The 22,409-nt window shown below is 65.2% G+C and carries 23 protein-coding genes and 2 pseudogenes; 11 read left to right on the top strand and 14 right to left on the bottom strand.

Going from position 1 to position 22,409, the window contains the following annotated elements:
* The first annotated feature begins 111 nt into the window (after nucleotides 1–111).
* The gene (locus HFP48_RS31140) at nucleotides 112–1,512 is read left to right on the top strand and encodes a hypothetical protein (protein WP_246872693.1); all 1,401 of its coding nucleotides are present in this window, start codon (nucleotides 112–114) and stop codon (nucleotides 1,510–1,512) included.
* 152 nt (nucleotides 1,513–1,664) lie between these two features.
* Nucleotides 1,665–1,808: a hypothetical protein gene (locus HFP48_RS31145; RefSeq protein ID WP_168581109.1), complete on the top strand. Its 144-nt coding sequence runs from the start codon at nucleotides 1,665–1,667 to the stop codon at nucleotides 1,806–1,808.
* Between the two features lie 31 nt (nucleotides 1,809–1,839).
* Here HFP48_RS31145 and HFP48_RS31150 read toward each other — a convergent pair whose 3' ends face one another.
* Nucleotides 1,840–2,190, bottom strand: coding sequence for a hypothetical protein (locus HFP48_RS31150; RefSeq protein WP_168581110.1), 351 nt, complete (start codon nucleotides 2,188–2,190; stop codon nucleotides 1,840–1,842).
* A gap of 2 nt (nucleotides 2,191–2,192) precedes the next feature.
* Complete coding sequence (locus HFP48_RS31155) at nucleotides 2,193–2,651, bottom strand: prevent-host-death protein (RefSeq protein ID WP_168581111.1); 459 nt, start codon at nucleotides 2,649–2,651, stop codon at nucleotides 2,193–2,195.
* 248 nt (nucleotides 2,652–2,899) lie between these two features.
* Between HFP48_RS31155 and HFP48_RS31160 the strand changes: the two genes are divergently transcribed.
* The 4 genes from HFP48_RS31160 (at nucleotide 2,900) to HFP48_RS32015 (ending at nucleotide 4,057) form a co-directional block, all read left to right on the top strand.
* A complete protein-coding gene (locus tag HFP48_RS31160) occupies nucleotides 2,900–3,121 on the top strand; it encodes a BrnT family toxin (RefSeq protein WP_168581187.1) in 222 nt (73 codons plus the stop codon).
* Complete coding sequence (locus HFP48_RS31165; RefSeq protein WP_168581112.1) at nucleotides 3,111–3,347, top strand: CopG family transcriptional regulator; 237 nt, start codon at nucleotides 3,111–3,113, stop codon at nucleotides 3,345–3,347. The genes HFP48_RS31160 and HFP48_RS31165 overlap by 11 nt, the downstream gene beginning before the upstream one ends.
* A 103-nt stretch (nucleotides 3,348–3,450) precedes the next feature.
* Nucleotides 3,451–3,663 carry a DUF6308 family protein gene (locus HFP48_RS31170; protein WP_246872694.1) on the top strand — a complete coding sequence of 71 codons (213 nt, stop codon included), beginning with the start codon at nucleotides 3,451–3,453 and terminating at the stop codon, nucleotides 3,661–3,663.
* On the top strand, nucleotides 3,635–4,057 hold the full coding sequence (locus HFP48_RS32015) for a DUF6308 family protein (RefSeq protein WP_246872696.1): 423 nt from the start codon (nucleotides 3,635–3,637) through the stop codon (nucleotides 4,055–4,057). The genes HFP48_RS31170 and HFP48_RS32015 overlap by 29 nt, the downstream gene beginning before the upstream one ends.
* A 70-nt stretch (nucleotides 4,058–4,127) precedes the next feature.
* Here HFP48_RS32015 and HFP48_RS31175 read toward each other — a convergent pair whose 3' ends face one another.
* The 4 genes from HFP48_RS31175 to HFP48_RS31190 all read right to left on the bottom strand — a co-directional run bounded on the left by HFP48_RS31175 (nucleotide 4,128) and on the right by HFP48_RS31190 (nucleotide 7,233).
* Nucleotides 4,128–5,579, bottom strand: a complete 1,452-nt coding sequence (locus HFP48_RS31175; RefSeq protein WP_246872702.1) for a plasmid pRiA4b ORF-3 family protein — start codon at nucleotides 5,577–5,579, stop codon at nucleotides 4,128–4,130.
* A gap of 154 nt (nucleotides 5,580–5,733) precedes the next feature.
* On the bottom strand, nucleotides 5,734–6,207 hold the full coding sequence (locus HFP48_RS32020) for an alpha/beta hydrolase (protein ID WP_246872703.1): 474 nt from the start codon (nucleotides 6,205–6,207) through the stop codon (nucleotides 5,734–5,736).
* Nucleotides 6,208–6,209: 2 nt separating this feature from the next.
* Nucleotides 6,210–6,515: an alpha/beta hydrolase gene (locus HFP48_RS31185; protein ID WP_168580683.1), complete on the bottom strand. Its 306-nt coding sequence runs from the start codon at nucleotides 6,513–6,515 to the stop codon at nucleotides 6,210–6,212.
* A 13-nt stretch (nucleotides 6,516–6,528) separates the two neighbouring features.
* Nucleotides 6,529–7,233, bottom strand: coding sequence for a DUF899 family protein (locus HFP48_RS31190; RefSeq protein ID WP_168581113.1), 705 nt, complete (start codon nucleotides 7,231–7,233; stop codon nucleotides 6,529–6,531).
* Nucleotides 7,234–7,432: 199 nt separating this feature from the next.
* Here HFP48_RS31190 and HFP48_RS31195 point away from each other — a divergent pair, with 199 nt between their 5' ends.
* From HFP48_RS31195 to HFP48_RS31205, 3 genes are all read left to right on the top strand, one after another.
* Nucleotides 7,433–7,693 (top strand): amidase family protein, encoded by a 261-nt coding sequence (locus HFP48_RS31195; protein WP_246872705.1) that lies wholly within the window; start codon nucleotides 7,433–7,435, stop codon nucleotides 7,691–7,693.
* An 84-nt stretch (nucleotides 7,694–7,777) separates the two neighbouring features.
* Nucleotides 7,778–8,731, top strand: coding sequence for an IS1595 family transposase (locus HFP48_RS31200; RefSeq protein WP_168581114.1), 954 nt, complete (start codon nucleotides 7,778–7,780; stop codon nucleotides 8,729–8,731).
* 122 nt (nucleotides 8,732–8,853) lie between these two features.
* A complete protein-coding gene (locus tag HFP48_RS31205) occupies nucleotides 8,854–9,126 on the top strand; it encodes a hypothetical protein (protein WP_168581115.1) in 273 nt (90 codons plus the stop codon).
* Between the two features lie 90 nt (nucleotides 9,127–9,216).
* On the opposite strand, the gene HFP48_RS31210 is transcribed toward HFP48_RS31205, so the two are convergent.
* The 6 genes and pseudogenes from HFP48_RS31210 to HFP48_RS31230 form a co-directional block, all read right to left on the bottom strand.
* Complete coding sequence (locus tag HFP48_RS31210) at nucleotides 9,217–13,089, bottom strand: hypothetical protein (protein ID WP_348983375.1); 3,873 nt, start codon at nucleotides 13,087–13,089, stop codon at nucleotides 9,217–9,219.
* Between the two features lie 317 nt (nucleotides 13,090–13,406).
* A pseudogene (locus tag HFP48_RS31215) lies at nucleotides 13,407–13,671 on the bottom strand (GIY-YIG nuclease family protein); the annotation flags it as partial.
* Between the two features lie 316 nt (nucleotides 13,672–13,987).
* Nucleotides 13,988–14,539 (bottom strand): hypothetical protein, encoded by a 552-nt coding sequence (locus tag HFP48_RS32255; protein WP_348983376.1) that lies wholly within the window; start codon nucleotides 14,537–14,539, stop codon nucleotides 13,988–13,990.
* A gap of 122 nt (nucleotides 14,540–14,661) precedes the next feature.
* Nucleotides 14,662–14,886, bottom strand: a pseudogene (locus HFP48_RS32260) (ATP-dependent DNA ligase); the annotation flags it as partial.
* Nucleotides 14,887–15,114: 228 nt separating this feature from the next.
* A complete protein-coding gene (locus tag HFP48_RS31225) occupies nucleotides 15,115–15,261 on the bottom strand; it encodes a hypothetical protein (protein ID WP_168581117.1) in 147 nt (48 codons plus the stop codon).
* Nucleotides 15,262–15,351: 90 nt separating this feature from the next.
* Complete coding sequence (locus tag HFP48_RS31230; protein WP_168581118.1) at nucleotides 15,352–16,116, bottom strand: hypothetical protein; 765 nt, start codon at nucleotides 16,114–16,116, stop codon at nucleotides 15,352–15,354.
* A gap of 751 nt (nucleotides 16,117–16,867) precedes the next feature.
* Here HFP48_RS31230 and HFP48_RS31235 point away from each other — a divergent pair.
* Nucleotides 16,868–18,469, top strand: coding sequence for a hypothetical protein (locus HFP48_RS31235; RefSeq protein WP_168581119.1), 1,602 nt, complete (start codon nucleotides 16,868–16,870; stop codon nucleotides 18,467–18,469).
* Nucleotides 18,470–18,790: 321 nt separating this feature from the next.
* Complete coding sequence (locus tag HFP48_RS31240; RefSeq protein ID WP_168581120.1) at nucleotides 18,791–19,531, top strand: hypothetical protein; 741 nt, start codon at nucleotides 18,791–18,793, stop codon at nucleotides 19,529–19,531.
* A 150-nt stretch (nucleotides 19,532–19,681) separates the two neighbouring features.
* Here HFP48_RS31240 and HFP48_RS31245 read toward each other — a convergent pair whose 3' ends face one another.
* A complete protein-coding gene (locus tag HFP48_RS31245) occupies nucleotides 19,682–20,761 on the bottom strand; it encodes a hypothetical protein (protein WP_168581121.1) in 1,080 nt (359 codons plus the stop codon).
* A 167-nt stretch (nucleotides 20,762–20,928) separates the two neighbouring features.
* Entirely contained in the window at nucleotides 20,929–21,687 is a 759-nt protein-coding gene (locus tag HFP48_RS31250; protein ID WP_168581122.1) for a DUF5677 domain-containing protein, read from the bottom strand.
* Nucleotides 21,688–22,409 lie beyond the last annotated feature (722 nt).

A 22,409-nucleotide genomic window follows, 5' to 3' on the forward strand; every position in this document is an offset into this window, starting at 1 on the left:
ACGGCCGGTGTAACCGCGGGTCGTCGAGCAGCCCCAAGAATGCACGGGCAGAGGGGAGGTCGACTGGCCCCCCAAACGGAGGGCCAGTCGACCTGCTCCATCGCCAACCTGGTGTCCGCGCTGCTCGCGGGTGGCCAGCGCGTGCTGGTCACCAGTGAGAAGGCTCAGGCGCTGCGTGTACTGCGCGACAAACTTCCGCTCGAACTGCAAGAACTGTGTGTGGCGGTGACCGACCCGGCGCGGGGAGGGTCTGCGGAGCTCAACCGCAGTGTCAGCGAGATCGCTACCCGCAAGGCGCAATTCAACGGGCGGCGCGCAGCGCAGCGCATCGAGGAGCTCACCACGCAACGCAACGACGTGCTCAACCGTTGGGCGATCCTGACGGAACAGATTCGGCAGACGCGCGCGCAGGAGACGGTCGTTCACACCGCGGTCGCCGCCGGTTACGAGGGGACGGTCGCGTCGATCGTCCGGAGGGTCCGCGCACAGGAATCCGGACAGGGGTGGCTGCCCGCACCGCTGTTCACCGACGCCCCACCTCTGAGCGTCGACGAATTCATCACCCTCCATGCGCTTCATCAGCGGTCGAGCGTCGAGCGGGCGCGTCGCCGGCACCAAGTGTTCCCCGACTTGTCCCTGCCCACCCAGAGAGAGGTGCAGGACGCGTGCGCCGCGGTCGCACAGGCATCGCAGGACGTGACCGGCGAAATGCCGGAGTTGCTGCGGGTACTCGAGGGCGCCTCCCCCGACATACTGGCCCGTATCCGCGATCTCTGCGAACAACTGCAGGGCGCTCTGCACGATGCAGAACGGCTCGACCTGGGATTTCAACGCGTGGCCGACGATGTCCTGTCGGGGAGGGCGCAGCACCTGTGGGGAAAGACCGCCGAGTTCGCAGGTCTCGTGCAGGCCGCGCAGGAGGCCGATCGCGTCGTCGGTGCCAGCACGGTGGCAACGCCGGTGACCGGGCGGCCCGCGTTCGAGGCGTATGACGCGCTGGCTCGCAAGCTGGAGGCGGGGGACACATGGCGCAGTGGCCTCTCCCGGTTCCGGAGGAGTGACGAGCAGTCGGCGGTCGAGGCGCTCGGCGAGCCTGCGACCGTCGACGGGGTCGCGGCCACGACCGCCCACTCGGTGCGTATCGTCGCCGAGCACCTCCGTGCGCTCGACGCGGTGCGGGTCGTGGGGATCGTCCTGCGCGATCTCGGTATCGACATCGCACTCGACGAGTCACGCAGCCGTGCCATCGGCACCCTGGCACTGATCAACCGGGACCGTGGCATCGTGGACAACCTTGTCACACGGGTACGGGATGTCGAATCGGCGTTACGAGACATCCACCTGATGATTCCTGCGGCGGACGCAGAACCTGGATCACGCAGCGGATCGAGGCTCCGGTCTCGGCCTGCAGGTAGCGGCGTCGGCAAGTGCGGTAAATACGGCCGTAGGGTGGGCTTCGCGGCATTGGCGGTCACGCGGGTGGTGGACCCGATGGGGCTGGCCACTTCGTGAAGATGATGTGCAACGGCATCGAATACGCCGATATGCTGCAGGAACGTAGCGGCTCGCGATCGGCAGGGCCGTCACGCTGTTGCGGCCTCTGTGGTCGGCGACTATCGCGCTCAACGGGGCCGGCACATGTTTCCTCGCAAATCGAGGCCGACATGCAGGCCCTGCTCGACGCGCACCGGCTCCTCTACGAGGTCGCGGCTTCTTCAACATCGGGCAGCAAGAGGATCCCGGACTTCGACGTCGATGCCTTCGAGTGTGACGTTGAGCAGGTCGCAGCCGAGCTGGGCTGGACGTGATGACGACGATGTGAACGCACGAGCTGCCCGGCTACTTTGTCTCGTTCGGGTGGCTGGTGTGGACCTGCTCCAGGAAGACCGTGCGCTCGTGGACGTAGTACCAGATGCGAGCGGTGCCCTTCGCCGTCGGTTTGTGCTGCCAGCGCTCGTGGGTTGCGCCGCCGCGCGAGATTGTGCCGAGCTCGCCCTTGAGCCGGTAATTCGTCGCCGTCGTGGCCAGGGGCGTCCGCGTGAGGAAGTCCCACGTCTCCGTCATCGGGTTGCGGATCGTCGCGACGAGGTCCCGCCACCCCTTCTTGGCGTCGGTGGTGGCGAAGCGGATCTCGTACTCGCTCTTCTTCGGAGGGCGGGGGACCAGCTCGCCCTTCTTGGCGGCCGCCACGATTACGGACGCTCTACGGTCTCGTCCTCGTCGAGCCACTCGAGGTCGGCACTGCCGAGCCCTGCGGCGACGGCCGTGGCCGTCTCCTTCCAGGACGTCAGCTCGGCGATCGCCAGGTGCGGCTGGTCGGTGGAGAACGAGGCGCGCGCCGCGTCCACGAGGTCCTGCGCGCAGGACTCTCGGTCGGCGGGCGAGAGAGCGAGCATCCACGGGAAGGCCTTGGCCATGCGCTCGGCGAGCGAGCCGCTGTCGTCGAGGGTGACGGTGATGAGCTGCGCGGCGAAGTTCAGCAGCCGCGAGCGGCCCTCGGCCTCGCGCTGCGACATCAGGACCAGCGCCTCGCCGTCGCGGCGGGTCACCGTGACGGGGTGGTCCTCGGCCTCGGCGAAGACCTCGGCGGAGTGCTTGCTCAGGTCCGAGGAGCGTCGGGTCCGGGCGGGGAGGTTTGCTGCGATGGTCATGCAGCCATGGTATTCGGAACGTGTTCGGAAGTCTAGGCGCGGTCACGAATGAGCCGGGCTGCACTCCCGTCCGTCCCACCCCCCGGCACGCCCAGTGCTGCGTGCCGCGAGCATCCTCGTCGGCGACCTGCTGGTTCCGATGCCGCCAGTGTCGAGTCGTACGTTTTAGTTTTCGGCCTGAGCTGGCGTAGGAAAGCGGGAACTCCTGCAGTGGGTTTGAGTTCGATCCGAACGAGAGCGAAGCGAACCTGGCCAAGCACGGCATCGATTTTCTGTCGGCGCAAGCACTGTGGCGAGATCCGCACCGGCTCGAGGTGCCCGCGAAAACTACGGATGAGCCGAGGTGGCTGGTGATCGGTGTGATCGACGGAAAATGGTGGTCCGCGGTGGTGACCTATCGTGCGGGCCGGACCCGGATCATCTCGGTTCGGCGCTCACGTGATGGAGAGGTGGCGCCTTATGAGAGCTGACGAGTTCGACGAGCGTTTTGATGCGGGCGAGGACGTGACGTTCGCGCTCGATACGGCCAGGGCCCGGCGCCCGGGCGAGGAGCAGCGGCGTGTCAATGTCGACTTCCCGGCGTGGATGATCGCAGAATTGGATCGTGAGGCGACTCGTCTCGGGGTTACCCGGCAGTCGCTGATCAAGGTGTGGATCGCCGAGAGGCTCGAACGCAACGGCTCAACGGCCACCTGATCCTGCGGCGGTGGCGTGGCGGTACAGAGGGCTCGATCCGTGGACTCGGCTCGGTTGTATCGGTGTGGGGGCGGTAGTTCCGGTCGCCGCGAGGTGGCCCCCTATGGGCGAAGGCGCCAATGTCGGTGCGCCTTTCGATTCCTGGTCGAGCACTGGCGACCGGGTGGGGGCGTCGGATCGGTTCACCGCGGATGATCTGGTTGCGGTGAGGTTTCTGTCGGTGCAGGTCCCGCCGCAGGCGATCCTGGGCACCGAAGGCGGAGGCGCTGCGCGCCGAGGACGCGGCGTTGCATCACCGGTTGCTGTCGATCCGTGACGCCGCCGGCCTCGGCGAGGTGATCTCCGTACTGCGCGTGTTCGATGTGATCGCGTGGATGGACGGCAAGACCGCGGCCTCGGAGAGTGCTCTGAACTGGGAAGATGACACGTCCCGGGATGGTGTGGACGAGGTGACACCGGCGCCCGAGTTGCACCGGTTTAGATATGAGGGGCCGGGCTGGGACCTCACACATGTGAACGTGGGTTGCCGACAGGAACGGGTCCTGGCCGGTAGAGCCACCATGTGGGAGTGGCCGCAGGATCACCGCGCCCCACGACCGGCGCTCTCAGGGCCGGTGCCTCTGCGCGCCCGACGAATGCGCCGCGGCCTCGCTGGCGGTCGGGCAGCCGCACGGAATCCACCCCACCATCACGCAGTTCGGTCCGGTTAGTGTCCGGCGGGAGCACAGTCAGCGTCCGGCGGGGCTGCGTATGTCGGACACGGGGGCGGTGTTGTTAAAGTCAGGGGCCGAGCACGGTGCGGGCGGTGGCGGCGACGGCGGGGTGGGGGCCGGTGGGCCGGCCGTGGCGGGTGGTGCCGGCGAGAAGTTCGAGGACGTCGAGGGTGGGACTGGTGACGGCGGGAGCGAGTGACGGGCGGGCGTCGACGCGCCACCCCAGTGCGATCAGCAGGGCGCGGATCTCGGTGTGCCAGTGTTCGGCCGGGAGGCCGCTGGCGACGACGGTCAGGGCCGACCAGCCGGCGTGCCGGTCGAAGTCGGTCCTGCCGACCGGCAGCCGGGACACGAGGTGCTGCCACAGCGCCAGGGGCCGGTCACGGTGTCGGCGGGCGAGCGTGGTCGGTGTCAGCCGGCCGTGTCGCACACGGAGCAGACCGAGTGCTCGCGCGCTGGTGCGCAGCTGGGCGAGCGGCCAGGTCAGGTCCTCGCGGTTCGCCGTGCCGATCCACCATCGGGTCAGACCGGTCCGGTCGGCGAGGTGCTCGACCAGTGTCGGCGGCAGGTAGCCGGCGCTGGTCAGCCGCACCCCGTCGCCGATCAGGTCGAGCAGCACGAGATACGGCTCGAGCAGGGCGGCGGCGTCGGCCTCACCTACCTCGACCACCGGGTGCGCGGCCGAGAGTGCCAGCAGCTGCGTCAGCGCCCGGTTGCCGTGGCGTTCGAGGTGGGCGCGCAGCGCCGCCAGCTCCTCGGCCACCGGGACCGGCGCGGCCAGCGCCGCCGCGACAGCGGCGGTGGTGTCGGCGGGATCGAACCGGTCGGGATGCCAGTCGAGTGGCAGCCAGCCGCGGGCGTGCTCGACGTCGGCGAACGGCGGCGGCACCGACGACGGGTCGCACCCGCCCCGCACCCACGCCGCCAGCTCCGCGTACCCCCACATGCCCCCGCAATCCTCGGGCGGACAGGCCATCCGACCGGCGGTGCAGCGTATTGCGGTGGGCGGTTCGTCGAGGACCGCCTCCACCGCGAGCATGTGGTCCCAGCCGTCACCGAAGTCGTATTCGTACCAGAGGCGATCCCCGGTGCCGGTCAGCAGCTGATCGAGCCGGACCGTGGATTCGAGCACGCCGTCGTCGCCTTCCTCGACGTCGAACGCGGTGACGAAGTGCGGGGAGCGGGGATCGCTCCCGGTGCGGAAGCGGTGCAGGTGGCCGTCGAGCCATCCCATCGCGGCCTGGATGACCACGTGCACTCGGTCGAGGGTCAGGTCGCCGGGCAGCTCGAGGCGCCGCCACACCGGCGGTGTGGCGCCGATCAGGTCGAGCCGGACCCGGAAGCCGCGAAGGCGGTCCGGTGCCGCGCCGACCACCGGTTCGGGGGTGCGCAGCATGTCGTCGAGCCACGCGGTCGCGCCGTCGGCGCGGATCGCGTCCACCATCGCCTGTTTCTGGTGGGGGGTCAACGCGGCCATCAGCTGTTCGGCGCGCTGTCGTGCATCGTCTGCGGTCGCCACGATCACCAGTGAACCATCGATCGTGAGCGGCTTGTCGAGGCGACCGGTCGTCGGAACGAAGTGCCCTGCCCGTCGCCGGGATCGGTCTCGGCGCGCGGCAGTGCCTCCTTCTCGTACCCATCCCGCAGCGCGTCACGGATCGCCAGGGACCGCTCTACCGCGAGCGTCCCTGCCCGTCGACCAGACGTGCCCGCGGAACCGTCTGCAGCATCCCCGTCGCCGCCGCTTCCTCGTCCCGGCCGCCGAGCAGCCGGAACATCGCCAGTGCATGCTCCGGCTTCACGCCGTCCGCGTCGCCGACGATCACCATCGCCTTCGCGGTGATCGACCGCGTCTGTGTGTCGCTGATCTGCTGGTCCGCGACGGTGAGCACGGTCATCTTCTCGACATGGCGGGTGAACGCAGCGGGTTCCGGCGTGTGTTCGTAGAACGCCTTCTCGATCGGTGTGCCGGCAAAGGCTGTCGCCTCGAGATCCCCGATGGCCTCGAGCACCGACGGGTGCCAGCCGTCCTGCCGGTAGGTGGCCGACAGCGATACCAGCTTGCCGACGAGTTTCGGGTGCCGGAGCGCGAGCTGCAGCGCCACCGCACCGCGGTGCGAGTATCCCGTCACATGTGCGCGTTGCACGCTCAACTCACATGTGCGTGTTGCACGCTCGACGTCCGCAGCAGTGCCGCGGCGTCGTCGGCGAAATTCTCGTCCGAGATCGGGCGCGCGGTGTCCGGGGTACGCCCGTGTCCCTGCTGATCGAAGACGATCACCGAGCGCGTCGCGGCGAACGCGCTCACCCATGCCGACATCGACTCGGTGCCCAGGAATGCGCCGGGGATGAGCAGCAACGGTGTCGCGTCGCCGCCGGGTTCGCCGTAGACCTCGTGGTAGAGATTGAGCCCGTTGAGGGGCAGGTGGCCACTGCGCGACGGTTGCGTGTCCATCACTGCCGCTCCTCTACCGGTCGTCCGAGGTCGGGCCGTACAGCCGGGCGATGTCGGGGGAGTCGAGCCATTTGGAGTAGGTCGGGGACTGAGGCCATCCCTCGGGGGAGTCCTGCCATTGCTCCTGCCGGCCCCAGGGGAGGAGGTCGATCAGCGCGAAGGTGTAGCTGAGCTGCTCGGTGCCGCGACCGGTGGTGTGCCACGTGCGGTACACCTTCTCGCCGTCGCGGAGGAACACGTTGACGGCGAACCCGCCCCCGGGTGGCGCGTCGACGTCGGCGCCGAACGAACTCTCCGACGACGAGTACCAGTCCATCGTGTTGCCGACCTTGGCCTTGTATGCCAGTGCCTCGTCGATGGGCCCGTTGGTGACGATGACCATGCGGGCGTCGTAGTTGTCGAGGATGCCCAGCCGCGTCCACTGCGAGGTGAGACCGGTGCAGCCGCCGCACTGCCATTGCGCACCGTCGGTCCACATGTGGTGGTAGACGATGAGCTGGGAACGACCGTGGAATACGTCGGCGAGGCGGATGGGGCCGTTCGCGCCGATCAGCGTGTAGTCGGGCTGTTCGACCATCGGCAACCGGCGGCGCTGCGCGGCGATGGCGTCGAGTTCACGAGTGGCGGCCTTCTCCCTTCTTCGCAGGTCGTCGAGCGCGGCCCGCCAGGTCTGCTCGCCGACGATCGGAGGTAGGGCGCGCGTGGTCTGCTCGGTCATGATGTCTCCCGCTCTCGGGGGTGGATCCGTTCACCGGTGTCGACCTGTTCCGGGACGGAAAGTCATCGCGGAGATCTCGTCCGTCGATCAGTTCGGGAAAGTCGTCCGCTCCCACCCCGTAACGATGCGAACACCGTGTCCAGGAACCGAGCGAACCTCGATCGAGAAGGATCCGAGAGCATGAGGCGCACACATCCCGGTGTCGGCCGAGCAGGCATTCGATCAGGACGCCGATATCGACAGTGTCGAGAGTATGCGCCGACTCATGGCTGCGCAGGCCTCGATGATGGCCATTCCCGTCCTCGGTTTCCCTGCCATGTCCGTGCCCACCGGAGTCGTCCATGGGTTACCGACGGGAGTGCAACTGCTCGGCCGACGGTTCGACGAGGACACTCTGCTCGATGCTGCCGCCGTCATCGAGTCGCGAGCCGGTACATTCACGCCGATAGATCCTCGGTAAGGGCAGGCGGAACAGACCGAATTCGTCGCGTCCGGGTTGTAAGCCGACTCATGCTTATCCGGTTAGATCAGGTAGCCTGGGCAAATGCCGCGTCCTGACTTCCCGCGCACGATCGTGGAGTTCCAGCGGCGCTTCCCTGATGATGACGCCTGTATGGAGTACCTGTTCGCGTCGCGTTGGCCCGAGGGGTTCGCCTGTCCGCGCTGTGGCCACGGGCAGGCGTGGCCGGTGGCCAAGCGTCGGCTGGTGTGGGAGTGCGCGGCCTGTCGCCGGCAGACGTCGGTCACCGCGGGCACTGTGCTGCACAAGACGCACACCCCGCTGCATCTGTGGTTCTGGGCGGCCTACCTGATGAGCACGCCGACACCCGGGGTCTCCGCGGTGCAGCTGCAGCGCCAGCTGGGCCTGGGGCGCTACGAGACGGCGTGGACGATGCTGCACAAGCTGCGCCGGGCGATGGTCAACCCGGAACGGCAGCATCTGCTCGACGAGGTCGAGGTCGATGAGTGCTTCGTCGGCGGGCACGAAGCCGGCTTGCGCGGCGGGCGGGCTCGTGGCACGAAAGTCCTTGTGGCAGTGGGGGTAGAGGTCCGCGGCGCGGGCAGCGGACGGGCCCGCATGGCGGTCATCGACGACGCGTCCGCCGCCGCACTCACCGGCTTTGTCCGCGACAACGTCGCCGCCGGCGCCACCGTGCACACCGACGCCTGGCGTGGCTACCGGACACTGACCGGGCTCGGCTACGATCACCGGCCCCGCAGCCAGCGGGCAGCCCGCGCAGGCGGCGAAGACGTCGACGAGATACTGCCCCGCGTGCACCGGGTGATCTCCAACCTCAAGAGCTGGCTGCAAGGCACCCACCGCGGAGTGTCCGGCGAGCACCTGCAGGTCTACCTCGACGAGTACACCTTCCGATTCAACCGCCGCCACACCCCGATGGCCGCCTTCCAGACCCTGCTCGGCCTGCAGTCCCAGCAGCAGCCCACGACCTACCGGCAGATCATCGCGACCGGACCGGGCGCAGCCAAACTCACCTGACCTAACCGGATAAGCACGAGCCTCCATATGGGAAACAGCACGGGTGTCGGAAGGAGACTGCGGGCGGCGCCGGTGAGAATCCCCGGGGCGGGGCGCTGCATGCCGGTCGAGGCAGATCGGTCGTGGGCCCGGACGGTTCGCTGCCGGAGGTACGTGAGCGCACCCCGCGCGAGGTGCTGCTGCGCCACGCGGTTGGCGAAATCGACCACGAGCAGATGATGGCCGAACTCGAAGACTGGGATTACACCTTCGGTGGTCCGCCGGAGGGCGATCCCGACGCCGACGTCTACATCCGGGGCAGCTGGGATCAGATCGAACGGGCCGGGGATCTGCTCAGCGACGCTGACTACCAGCGGCTGCTCGAGGTGACCGCGCCTGTCCCCACGGCTGAGTAGCCGCGAGGTTCTGCCGTGCACGATTCGCCCGGTGCGAACCTATCGCTGGCGATTGACCTATCGCTGGCGATTGGATGACAAGACGTTCAACTATTTGACAGTGACTTCGATCCGGGCGTCCTTAAATCGTGACTGCTGATAGGTCCTCATGGTGATCCGGTTCTCTTCCTTGAGTCGAGTGAGCACCGCTGTGTGGTGGTCGTCGACGTGGAATGTGAGCTTTTCGCCGGAGGTGGTGAGTTTGCCGTACGGGGAGGGAAGTGTCAGTAGGGCCGCGAGCACTTGATCGGTGCTGAGGTTGTCTCCGAAGTGGTGGAACAGTCGCATGACCAGGTCGCCGTCGCTGGTGCCGGACGCAATGCTGGTGATGGAGCTGGCGTTGAGGCAAATGTTGTTTGCGAGCGCGGCTCGACCGGCGGCGGACAGCACACCTCGATTGTCTGTCGGGACGAATTCGTCGAACCGCTCGAGCACCGCGCGCTTGACGACCGCTTGGATGCCTGTGCTCTCCAGAAGGCGTGCTGTCATGTCTGTGTCGAGCAGTTCAGGGGTGATGAACTCGGGGAAGTTGGTTGATCGGTTGATGGCGTACCGAAAGGCTTCCCAGCCGCTGGTGGCGAAGTGCTTGAACAGCTCAGGCTCGTCTTGACAGATTTGCTCGCCGATGAGGAGCCCGAGTAATAGACCGGGCTCTGGTCGGACGCTGGCAGGGGGAATCCACTCGTCGAGGTCAAGGGATGTGACGAGCTTGACTCGCATGGCGGGGTCCGGAAGTACGTCGGACGCGTTGAGGATGGTTTTGGCTACACGAACCTTCGTCTCTTCAAGTTCGCCCTTCACCGTGTCGTCGTTGTGGTTCGCTGCGTTGTCGCCGTCGGCAGGGATGTCGATGTCGCCTGCGGAGATGAGAATGGCAGCGAGGTCCGCGTCGACCTTGCCTTGGTGATCGATGTGGGCGGCGACGTTGGAGAGGGTTGGGGGGAATCTGCGGGAATGCGCCAGTGCCTCCCACGTAGTGTTCGGAACGGTGGACAAGTCATCAATGAGGCAGTCGGGATGTGCGAGCGCAATCACAACCGAGGCCTGCTCCTTGGTGTAGTCGGCCATGTCGGTGACGATGTCTGTGAATGCGTCGGGGTTCTCCACTGTCCATGGTGTGCGACTTAAGATCTCGCTGGTGCCACTGTTGGACAGTGCGTGCGCGTCGGAGATCATGTCGTCCTCGATGGCACGGAGGTACCCATCGGGGCGTTCGATGATGTCGTTGTATATCTCTGGATCGAGAGTCTGTATGCGGTCGAGGCTCAACGTGTCTGGATTACCGAGTGCGGTCCGCAGGTTTGCGGCGGTCAAGGTGTAGTGGTCGCTCTCAACGACGGCGCGGAGCGCCGTTGGATTGAGAGCCGCGAGGTCGTCGCAGACGAACCCGGCTAAGGCCATCGTGGTGACGGCGTTGCGGATCTGCGTGTCCATGGGTGTATCGGAGTTCGTGCCAGCTTCGGTGTGAGCGTTCGCGTTGCCAATAGGACGAGGCTCCGTGAGGGTGGGCAGTGACGTGTAGATCTCCAGGAAGTACGCGCGGATCGAGTCGCCCAGTTCATAGTCGACATCGCTACTTGCGTATGCGAGTGCGACATCGACAAGTTCGATGCGTCTTTCCCGTGAAAGGTCGGTCTTTTCGATGAGTTGGGTGAAAACTGCTGGCCATCTCGTGGCGAGTTCGGCGATGGCCTCGGCCGCCTGCGTGCTGTCGGTGAGGTAGGCCTGCAGGAACTGCTGTTCGGGTTCGCCCGCTCGGGTGATGAGCGAGTTCAAGATCGTGTCGGCGCCGGGGTCCGCGCGCTGGAGTAGATGGTCGAGGATGCTGATGTTGTACGCGCTGGTATCGGAGAGGAAGGACCGCTTCGTTTCCCGCAGGACTGCCTCTATTTCCTCGTCGTTGAGCGGGTAGTTGATATCGGGGTTGTTCGTGTCGACGTGGTGCACGAGGAAAGTCATGGCGCTCGGGGGGACGCGGTCGCCGTAGTATTGTGCGACGTACAACGTGTAGTGCCGGTCGATGAAGCCGGCGGTGATGAGAGCTCGGCCGACCTCGGACTTGATGTGCTGCTTGAGAATTTCTTCGAAGGACTTCGGCCCACCCTCATCAGTAAGGTGAAAGTCGGTGCGCGTGACAAGATCTGCAAAGTCCGCTGTCCGCAAGACCGCAAGATCGGCGCGCAGGCGTGTCTCCTCGCGCTTCAACACGGCGTGCTCCGCGAGGTCCCAGGCGTCGAGGGGGAGTTGGTCGCCGAACAGGCGCTGGAGGTCGCTCATTGTCGCGGTGACATTCAGAGGCGAGAGATGGCCACCTTGTGGATGCGGGACGCGGACGGTGACCCCGTTGCCGTCGTCGAACAGCGTGCGCCAGAACTTGTCGGTGTGCACGTCTTCGGATGAGAACGTCGTGTCACCAATGACGTAGCTGTCCATGGGTGCCCGGGGATGCCTCTGTTCGGCAACTTTTTGGAAAAACCAGGTGAGTTGCATGCCCCAGTCCGCTGCCCGCTGGGTGATGGATTCCTCGAGCGCGGTTGCGTCCGCGATACGGCGAAGCCGTGTTCGTCGGGCCGCGAGCGACTCTGCGACCAGCTCACGGCTGAGCCGGTAGATGGTGTCGAGGTCGCTTCGCCCCTGCTGCATGTGCTCGAAGTCGGCGAGGTGGATGTTCTTGTAGACCAGCATTGCGAACAGCTTGTCTGTCCCCAGCGGCGCGATACCCCGCTTGTCGGTGATGAGACGTTTCGCGTACACCGAATACTCGTTGACGATGTTCGTCAGTAGCCGCATGTCCGGCAGGTGACGGGCAGTGAGGTCGATCAAGTCAGGTCCAACCACAAGGTCGGGTGTCAGCCTGTTATTGACGAGTTGGGTGAGAAGGTCCCGCGACGTGCGGTGCGTGATGAACGGGACGATCGGGATGACCATGTCGAAGAACTTCGTGCGATTCGCACGCACTGTCTCGACGAGGGCGGCGTCATCGTCGTGGTTCATCGTGTCGTGGCCGAGCCTTTCGAAGATGCTGTCGCGTAGTGCAAACACAAACCGGATGACCCGGCCCTGGGTTTGCTTGCTGTGGTTCAACAGCGTGTTCAGCTCACGCAATGCCTCGAAGATGCCCGGATCGTTGAAGCGATCGAGGTCCTCGAAGACGACGATGTCCACCTGACGCATCGACTCGAAGAAGTACACAATCTCGTCGAGATACTCATCGAAGTAGCTCTCCGGCTCCGCCAGCGAAATCGAGGCCCCTCCCGCCGACACCTCCGACACCGACAGCCGATTGTGCACGGCGAGCCGGAGCCACGCCAGTAGGCAGATTGCCGCAGCGACCACGACGGTCGCGGCGCCGATCCCCATCCACCCAGGATGGTCGCTCGACAGACCCGGAAGGTCGGGGAACACGCCGAACAACCACAGGGCTATCCCGAGCACGATCAACCCGCCAGCGGACTCCAGGGCCGACCGCCGCAAGGACAGGCGGTCAATGCGCTGGTAGCGAGACTGCGGCAACCGCGCAGGCTTCTCCCGGTATAGAAGCTGCTTGACCAACTCTTTCTCGATCTGGTTGGTCTGCGATTCCTCTGCGGCCTCCGGTCCCAGTGTCGACAGCGAGAGGAATAGAACTCGGTCCCCATTTCGGCGCGCGAACTCCTGGAGCACGCTGGACTTGCCGGCTCCATATCGGCCGGTCAACGCGATGTTGCGGACCCCACCATCCTGTAGGGCAGCGTTCAAGTGATCTACATACACCTGGTGCTGATCAGCATTGAAGTCGGGTGTGAGCGGGGTCAGAGCCGGAGAGGTCGTAGTGCTGTCCGCACGAGTTGTGCCTGCCGACTCGGCGACCCATGTGGCGCCTGTTCTGATCGCACGTCGGATAGCTCCGACACCGTGATTGTTCCCGTTCCGCCCCACTCGCATTCACTCCGATCGCTTGACGCCCGGCTTTTCTTCGTACGCCCATCTATTCGGGCGCCGGACGGCGCCGAACACCGCAAGGACGTCCATCGGATGGCCGTTTCACTATCGCTGCACCGCTATGTTCGCATTTGGTTCCGACAACGATCAGCAGCCGATGATCGTGCCGCTGTTCTTCGAATCGTTGGGAGCGTCAGGCTCTGTCCCCCCACCGGACCGTGTGACGAGCGAGCCGGTCGACGCTCTTTCGCATCTGCTGCCCCGGCAGGTCGACCTCTGCGGCGGCGACTACTCATCGCGCCCCGCCAAAGTGCGGCGCAGGTGGACGATCCGCTGCGCCAGTGATTGCTGCTGATCCGCCGACGCAGGTTCGTCGCGAGACCGACGTAGAGCAGCCGCACCCCGGCGTCGGTGGGATGCGTGGGGCCGGGAAGCTGCGGGGAACACCTTGGGAGCCGCCCACCACGCATACAGGCTCAGCGCGGCGGGGAGCGTGGACAGGTCGTCGAGTACGTGACCGGTGGCGCTGAGTGCGGTGGTGGTGCCGGCTGGATCGAGCGCGGCCGACGCGGGTGAGGTCTGCATGGCCGGACGGTGTGCAGAGGCCGGCCGACAACTCGGCCCATGCCCCTGCTGACGCCCGTCATCCACGACCGATAACGCCGCCGCTGTGAGGGAATCGGAGGCCCATCCGATGGATGCGTCCAATCGGATACGGACGCCGAGGACCGTGCAGTCTGGAAGGCCGCTGGCCACGACCCCGACGATCCGGATGTCATCGAGCGGTGGCATTGGATTCGGTGGCAACTCAAGATGCTCCGCGACTGATTTCCCACCCAGCGCGCGGCGCCGCCCGAAATCCGGCGGGACGTGTCGTTTTCCCTGTTCAAGATCGGTTGTCTTAAGCATTGCGGTCGTCTTCAATTCCGGCCCGGTAGGTCGATCTCGGCGGGTGTCTTGTCGGTCCGTAGTCCTTTGAACGCGGGATGCCGCAGGCTGCCGCCGGCGTATTCGCGGCACTCGACGTCGCGCACGTATCTCGGGGTCGCCCGTGGATGCCGCGGGCGTCGCGCGCCGGTGGTCCGACGTCGAGGGGGCTGGCGTGTTGTTCGGTCTTCTGGAGCTTGGTGCGCAGCTCTCGGCGGACAGCACTGGTGTATCCGGTGCCGAGGCGGCCGATGTACCGAAGCGCCCGGTCGTGTCCCTCGATCGGATCGTCGTAGGCGCCGAGCAGCAGTGCCCCGATGCCGCCGGTGGCCGCGCCGGAGCCGTCCACCCAGCCCACGATCACGCCCTCTGTATTGGACCTGAGCGGGTGCTTGATCCAGGTCGGGGGGCGTCGGCTCGGCTGGTAGGGCGAGTCGACGCGTTTGGCGACGACCCACTCGAGTCGGTGCTCGCGGGCGAGGTCGAGCATCCGTTCACCGGTGACATCGGTGAAGAACGGTGGCACCTGTATGCGCCGTCCGGGGATGTCGAGGTCATCGAGTCGCGCGCGGCGGTCGAGGTAAGCAGCGTGGTGGTGTCCTGACCGTCGAGGGCGAGGACGTCGAACAGGTACAGCGTCACCGGCACTTCGCGCCGCAGCGCGGCGGTGGGCTTTTGTACGTGCATGCGGCGTTGGAGGAGACCGAACGAGGGCCGGCCGTTGGGGTCGAGGGCGACGATCTCGCCATCGAGGACCGTGTCACGATCGCCGAGTGCGGCGAGTAGTGGCTCGGGCAGTTCGGGGTAGGAGGCTGTCACGTCATTGCCGTTGCGGGAGTAGAGCCGACAGGAATCACCCTTGATCTGAGCGATCGTGCGGGCGCCGTCCTATTTCATCTCGAACGCCCACCCGGGGTCTGACGGCACCTCACCGAGCGTGGCCAGCATCGGTGTCGGCGCTGCCTGCGCGGAGAGCATGTGTCGAGTCTGCGGCACGCCGCCGGGTTGTGAGCAGAAAACGGCCCGAGATCCAGGTGGCGCCGAACGCCCCGAGCAACCGGGAGGCTGTCTGCTTGCGCAGTTGCCGGGGCGTTCGTGGCGTCAGTCCTTACTGTCGCCGGGACCGTAGGCGCTCTTGCATGCGGTCAGGAAGGCCAACATGCCGGCCAGTGTGGATGCGGCAGTGTCGGCGCCGAACGGGACGATGAGCAGCCCTGCCAGCGTGGTGGCCGTGATGAGTGAGGTCAAGGGATGTCCGTACCACCATCGGTAGCGATGTGGCGGCAGTGGATTCGAATCGTTGGTGTGCATGCGTCCTCCGTGCGCTTGAGGGTGTGGTCAGGCCGCGGAGCGGCGGTCGGTCAGCAGGTATTCGACGAGGGCATAACCGCGGGGAAGAACTTCCTTTCCGAAGCGCCCCAGCTTCGGGGTGATTATGTGCTTGCGCCACCGGTAGAGCCGGTTGCGCGCGGCGTTCTCGGTGATTTCCATTGCGCGGGCGGCGTCGCGGATGTCGAAGCCGCGAGACACGATCTCCAGAATGGGCCGGACGTCACTCGGGGCTCCCTGGATGAGCTGGAAGACGACGTGGCGCAGGAATTCATCCTCCTGGTCGAAGCTCTGACCGGCCGCCTTGAAGCCTTCGCTCTCGGCAGCACGTTCGTCCTGGCGGTTGCTGCGGTGCTCGACCCAGTCACCGAGGACCTGTCCCTTGGTCAACAGGCATCGGTTGACGAAAAACGTGCTCAGGGACGACTGCGATGAGTCCCACCTGCGCCGGTCGACCACTTTGGCCAGGAACGGGCGGAAGGCTCGGCTGATCATCTCGAGCGCCAGCTCGTCCCGAGTGTCCTTGCTCTTGGCCAAGAAGTCCAGATCTTCCGCATCGAGGTACACCACCGCACCGAGCGGACCCGCGCTCACGATCCGCCCGTCTTTGAGCATCGAGAGGAGGCGGGGAAGAGCGTTGTTGTACAGCTCCTGCGCGAGTTCCGCGCAGTCAGGGGTGAGGCGGCCGCGCGCGTCGAATGCCCCTACCTCCTGTGCGGACTCCAGGAGAGCGCCAAGTCGGTCGTTCTGCTGTCGATGCTGCTCTACGGTCATGAGAAACCCTTCGTCGTGCTCGGTGTGTCCCGCGTGTCCGCATCGCTTGCTTACGCGCGAGTACAACCACGGAGTGGTTGTACATTCGGCTTATTGCGATTTTTCGATTTTCATCTCGCGACGTGATGCGCATCACAAATGGTGCGAGCGGGAAGCGGTCGGCTCGGGGACCTCGGCGCGCCGAGGCGGTTGGAGACCGGAACACAACGATCACCGCTGGCGGCGGGGCGACGAGAACGAGATCCCAGACCGGGACGTGACGTTTACGCAGGTGGAGGCCGGTGACGGATCGCGTACGCGGGGCGGCACCCGGAGAGAACGGTGGATGCACCATTCTGCTGGCGCCCAAGGTGCGGGTTTGCCATGCTCGACGCGATCTTGGTCAAGAGACCAAGTCAGGCAATGTTTGAGTATCGCAAGGAGGTATCCGATGGGTACCACGAGTCAGTCCCGCTGCCCGAATCATCGAACCTTGTTGTTGGCGAGCGGACAGTGCCCCAACTATCCGGAGTGCCAGTACGAGCTGTCGCCGCTGGAGATCTTGGAGCGGAAAGCGCGTCGATGAGGTGAGACCGCAGGAGCCGGCCCGCATCACCCGGGCCAGCTCCGTGAGTGCCCAGGCCGCGCCGAGAGCCGTGGCAGCTTGAACACGTGACACGGAACAGCGCTGTGCCAGCGCGGCGCCGATGCCGCACGTACCTACATCGGGGGACGTGTCGGCTACCTGGGCAGCTCCCGGCAGAATGCCACGATGCGCATCTTCCGGGAGTTGCACCAGGACGGCGATGATCCGATCCGCCGCAACGAGAGGCAGACCCTCTCACCCACCAAGGACGAGGGGGATCTGTTCGCTCATCGCCCGAGTCCCCGCAAGATCCGAGTTCTGCTCGATGTCGAGAGCCTGCCCGAGGACACATCGCCGGCGGTGCAGCTGTTCGAGGCGTTGATCGGGCATCCGCGGGTTTTCCGCCTCGATGTCGAGGCCAGCACGATCACCTCGACCGAGCACACCGTGCCCGCGCCAGCGGGCCTGCTGACGGTGCGCGACACCACCGCCGTGGCCGGAGACTTCAAATACCCAGGAGCGCAGTACAGCTGGTCCATCAACGACGAGAACCCGCACCCGGACGGTTCGACCACCCAAGCAGCCCGCGGCTCGACCCACCCCCACAAGCAGATCTACGAGACGATGCAGACCTTAGACAGGCTGGCCGCACAGGGGCACACCGCCGACTTCGGTATGGACGACGCGGTGACCTATGCCGTCCTGGCGGAGGTTACCCGCGGTGCCGGTTTTGACCTGCTGATCTCCGAAGCGCCGGTCACTGCGGCCCGGTTCTTGCCGATGCACGAGCGTGTGGTGGTGGTGTCCCGTGCGGAGGCGGTTCCGATCATCGCGCACTACCTGCGCCGCCAGCATGTCTTCCTTACCGGGCCGCGCCTGAAGAGGACCCACAGTCGACACGACTACTACGCGGAGGCGGTCCATTCCCTCGCTCCGGCACTGCGTGGCTGGGAAGCGCGCGTGACCGGCGCGAGTGGTGTGTCGTCGGAGGTGACCGGCGAGGTGTGGTCGCGGTACCGCACGGTCGTGAGCCGGCTCGCGCGTGCACTCGAGTGCCGCGACGACATCATCTGGAGTCTGGGCAGCTACCTCACGACGCCGGTGCTCGAAGATTGCATGGACGACTTCGACCACTTGCTGCTCCTGCTGTGCGGGGCCGCGGACGTGGTTGCCCGCGCGCTGCATGTGGCGCTGGGTCTGCCGAGGAAGGACGCACGCTCAGCCAAGCTGCACGATGTGAGGTGGTACACCGCCCATGTCGAGGCGCGCTACGGCGTCGAGTCAGCAGAGAGTGCCGCGATCGCGGAACTGAGCCGGCTTCAGTGGGATGTGCGGGTGATCTTCGAGCTACGCAATTCCATCCACAACGTGCAGATTCAGCCGGCCCTTGTGATTGGTCCGCTGCTGGAGCCGGACGAGCCGCGAGGCGAAGCGCCGTTCGGCGCTCACATCACCTCCGACATCGCAGCCAGGATCGACAAGATCGGTCCCGAGATCGCCAAGGAATGGGGATTCCATCCAGCGTTCGCCGGCGGATCGACTGCGGATCTGTGGACGCTCGCCGACAAGGCCGTCGAGACCACCTTCCGCTTCCTGGATCTGCTGAGTCTGGTCGTGTTGCGCAATCCGCTACCCGAGGGCACCACGGCGCTGCTGTCCGGCGAAGTCCCGGACGCACCACCACGGCCGGTTCCGTGGGAAGGCTACGACGACTACCTCCCGATCCTTCTCGGCCTTACGGTCTGTCACCCGACTGCGTGTCTCACCGACGGATCTCCGGGCGGGTGACCGACGGGCTTCGCCGCGACCTTGGGGGCGATAGCCCGTCACTGATGGTGACGGTGGGTGGCGCGCAGGCTCGGGAACTAGCGAACCGCTCGTCGACGCCCCCGCGCGTCGTCACGACGGCAGGTCGGTCACCTATTCCGTGGCCTTCGGGAGGCCCGCCGAAGCGGCGGGCCTCCCGTGCTGACGGGTTTAGGATGCGTGCGGATGCGTTATTCGGTCGGCCCCATGCCCCCATAGACGCTGGCGCACGTCACGGTGATGCATCTCTTCGGCGCGAAGTCGGAGGGATCTGATGTCGGAGGGCGCTGGGATCATGCTCCCATGACGGAACTTGCGTACATGGTTCGAGAGGACTGGGGCCAGTACGGCACCGCGATGGTGCCCCAGAGTGCGATTATCCGCGAATGGACCGGCGGAGCGCCGTACCTCTTCGCTGTGACCGACATCCGTAAATTCAGTCGCGCTGATCGAGGCGCCGACGTCGAGGTTGCCGAGTACATCGCGCCTGATGCTGCGACGCGCAAGGTATTCGACATCCGTGAGCTGTTGATGCTGGAGCGCGAGGACAAAGTCATCGACCACGCGATCGTTCTGCACCCTTTCGAGCAACGCGATTTGGAGGCTATCCGCCGTGCAGTGGAGGGTGAATCGGTCGCCCGGCTCTTCGTCCTGATTTGGTCGCCACGGGACATGGTTCGAATGTGGCTCGATGGCCAGGGAGCCACCGACCTGCATACTCACGAAACGAGTTCCGCGCCTGATTCTTTCATGGTGGCTGCGGCCGAAATGATGGTCCGGGAGGAGTACAACGGGTTGAGCTCCGGGTTCGGTAAGGATGCAGTGGTGCAGCTCGTCCGTGCTTTTGCTGCCGAGGGTTACCCGGCTGATGCTGATGCTTGGCTGCGGGCGTACTTCGCGGCCGGCGGCAGCTTCCGGCACGCCGAGACGCTGGGGAAGCTCGTAGATGAGATGAAGGCAGGCATCCACCATCGGGTGAGGCCTCGCTATAGGGACAACATCTTCGACATCATCAGGGAACGGGTTACTCGTGGCGAAGAGTAGTGGACAGCAGGTGATGCGTCCGGAGACTGCGACATGAACAACGAGGAGCGAAGGCCGCAGCTACCGGCAGGAGCAGGAGAGATTATGCCGGTGGACTGTCCTGGCGCTGTCTCAACTGCCCTACAAGGACAGCGCCAGGGAAGGGACGTGTCATTGACTCAGCTCAACACACTCCTCGTCCCCTAGTCTTGGAATGGGCAGTGGCTGCGGATCGCGGGCATGCCCGTTGTCTTCTCCGATCGCGACGAGGGCGCGTCCGCCGATGCCCGAAACACCGACTTTCTCGTCAAGGTTGCTGTCGAGACCGCGCAGGGCCTTGGCGAGCTCCTTGATGGTGACTTCTGTCTTGTCGCCGAGACCGATTTCGGAGGGAGAAGGGTAGCCCAGTCGGAGGGCAGCATGGTGCTTTCCCTCCTCGTACGCAGTGGCCAGCAGGCTGCGGACTCGCTCGATCGTCTCGTCGATACCGACGACGTTGCCGTCCGTCCCGTCGGTGTCGAACCGGGCGGCGTGCCGGCTGGTCTCGCAGATCACGGGAATCATGTAGTCGCGTTTGGTGGCCAGTTCGCCTTGCACCACCGGATATCGCGTGATCGCGTGAAGGTCGAACTGTGCCTCGTGATCGCAGGTGATGGTGGTGGTGACCGGATCTGTTCGTTCCGGCCCGAATGGCACGCACAGCCACTGCAAATCACCTTCGACGTGGGTTGTGCAGCGGCACCAGGGGTACTTCGGAGATTTCGTTGAAGGTTCGCCTTCGCCGGGTGAGCACATGCAATCGCCGTTGCTGGCGGGTCCATTCTTGGCCCACACGTACCTGTGTTCTCCACGGCATTCGTCGCAGTGGGGGTCGGGCGTGTCGATGCAGTCGAGGCAGGGCGTGTTCTCGTAGACGCACTTGTCGATGCGTGTGGCACAGTCGCACGATTGCTTGAGGTTGTACTCCTTGATGGCGGTACGCAGGTACTCTGCGAACGCCTTTGGGGAGGGGATTTCGTGTGTGTCCTTGAGTTGTGCCACGTATCGGGCCTCGACGTCTGCGATCGGGGCACTTCCGATTCGCGCCCGACCGCTTGACGCGGTGATGTAGCCGCCGGGACCGAAACGGTGAACGCGCACCTTCACGGCGCAGTCGTCGTAGATGTCTTTGGGTAGATCATTTGTGCAGGTACGGCCGTCGGAGGTGACAACGAATCCGTCGGTTGCACGGGCGAGGATGATCACGGTCACGCCCAATTAGACCATCGTCCGTCGTCGCCGAACTGTGTCGAGAGCGGGATGGCGCCAAGATGTGGTTCCCCGCCGCAGGTTGATCCGGGCGCGGAGGTGTCGATCCTGGAGTGAGGTGGGTGGGGATCGGCCCAAGAGAGGCGGGCCGGTCCCTTTGCCAACCGTTGCTACGTTTGCTGTGCCTCATCGGCGAGTCCCTTGCGCCGCTTCTTCTCATTTACGTTGTCGATGAGCGTCATGGGGAGGATGAGGTCGTCTGAGGTTTTGTCGAGCAGTTCGAGCAGTCGGGGGTTGTCGGTGAGCTTTGCTACCACCCACCGGGCGAGCATGCATGAGACCGCCACGACGTAGGTCGCCTGGTATTGGTAGCTGTACTTCTGTTCATATTTGATGTGCAGTTCTTCGGTGCCCGGCTCGATGAATGAAGTGACGGCGGTGTGGGTGACGTGGACGTGTTGAGACAGGATGTGGTAACTCGTTTCGAGGAACTTCTCCTGGTCGAGGTCCCGGAGCATGTTCATGAACGGTGGTAGCCGTTTTCCCTTTGGTGGGGCGTTGAGTGAGACCACTGCCTCGGCAAGTTCCTGGTGGTTGAGCCATTCGGCAAGGTTGCGGTAGTGCTCGAGGCGATCGTGGCCGACGTCGACCTGGAAACGATTGATGCCGCCGTCCATGATGAAGACCCATTGGAGGGTGACGGCGTGTTCGAGCGCTGCGCGCGCCAGCACTACGGCCTCACTAACGAACCCGCACCGAAGCAGGCGGAGATAGGCGTCGCTATAGCGCATGACGCGAGCTGCGACGCCGTAGAGCAGGAGGAACTCGTCTTTGTGGGGTCTGTGGACGTTGAAGTTCTCGGCATCTCGCAGGTGTGCGACGCACTGTTCTATCCAGGTTTCGAGTGCCGCTTCGTCCGGTTTTGTCATCTTTTGAGCGTACAAAGCACTGTTGACAGGATGGTGATGCGCTCGGTGGGCTCGAGGGTGACGGTTTTCTCGGTGTGGAGCGGGAGGGGATCGAGGTGCGGTTCCTGGATGCCGGTTCCCCACGTCGGAGGGTGTGATGGTGTCGCTGTTCCGGCGCGGCGTCGGCCCCTGCACCGTTGGTGTGGTGTGGGGGCTGTTGTGTGCTGTGAACTGGGGCGATGACACGTCCGGGGGTGGGGTCGGCGGGGTTGCCGGCGGGTGTTGGTGAGTCCGGTTCGGGGGTTCGGGGGCGTCCGGGCGGCGCGTTTCGGTGCCGTGGTGGGCGTTTTTTGAAATATGTTGTGGCGCAACTAGTATTGCCAATAATATTGTGGCGATGTGGTTTATCGATTATTTGCACATGGAGATGTGGTAGTGATGGTCTGTTTGGTTGGTAGACAAGAGGTGTAGGAAAATGTGATGGTTGAGTCTGTCTGGTGTCGGGTTCGGGGTGTTGGGTATGATGGGAGCATGATGTCGGGACGGGAAGTCAGCAGCGGCGGAGGTGTGCGCGGGGCGCGCAGCGCGTCCCAGCCTGCCGATGCTCTCCGGGGTTACACGTAAGGTGACGGCGAAAAACATTGTTCGACATTAAAACTCGGGTTTCGAGCGGAGCGCAGCGACGCGGGCGACGGCAGCGCGACTGGACCGCCATCGAGCCGCGCAGCGGCTCCCGAGCGGGG

Origin of the sequence: Rhodococcus sp. DMU1 (assembly GCF_012272955.1) — a bacterium.
In the GTDB taxonomy this organism is placed as follows: domain Bacteria; phylum Actinomycetota; class Actinomycetes; order Mycobacteriales; family Mycobacteriaceae; genus Rhodococcus; species Rhodococcus aetherivorans.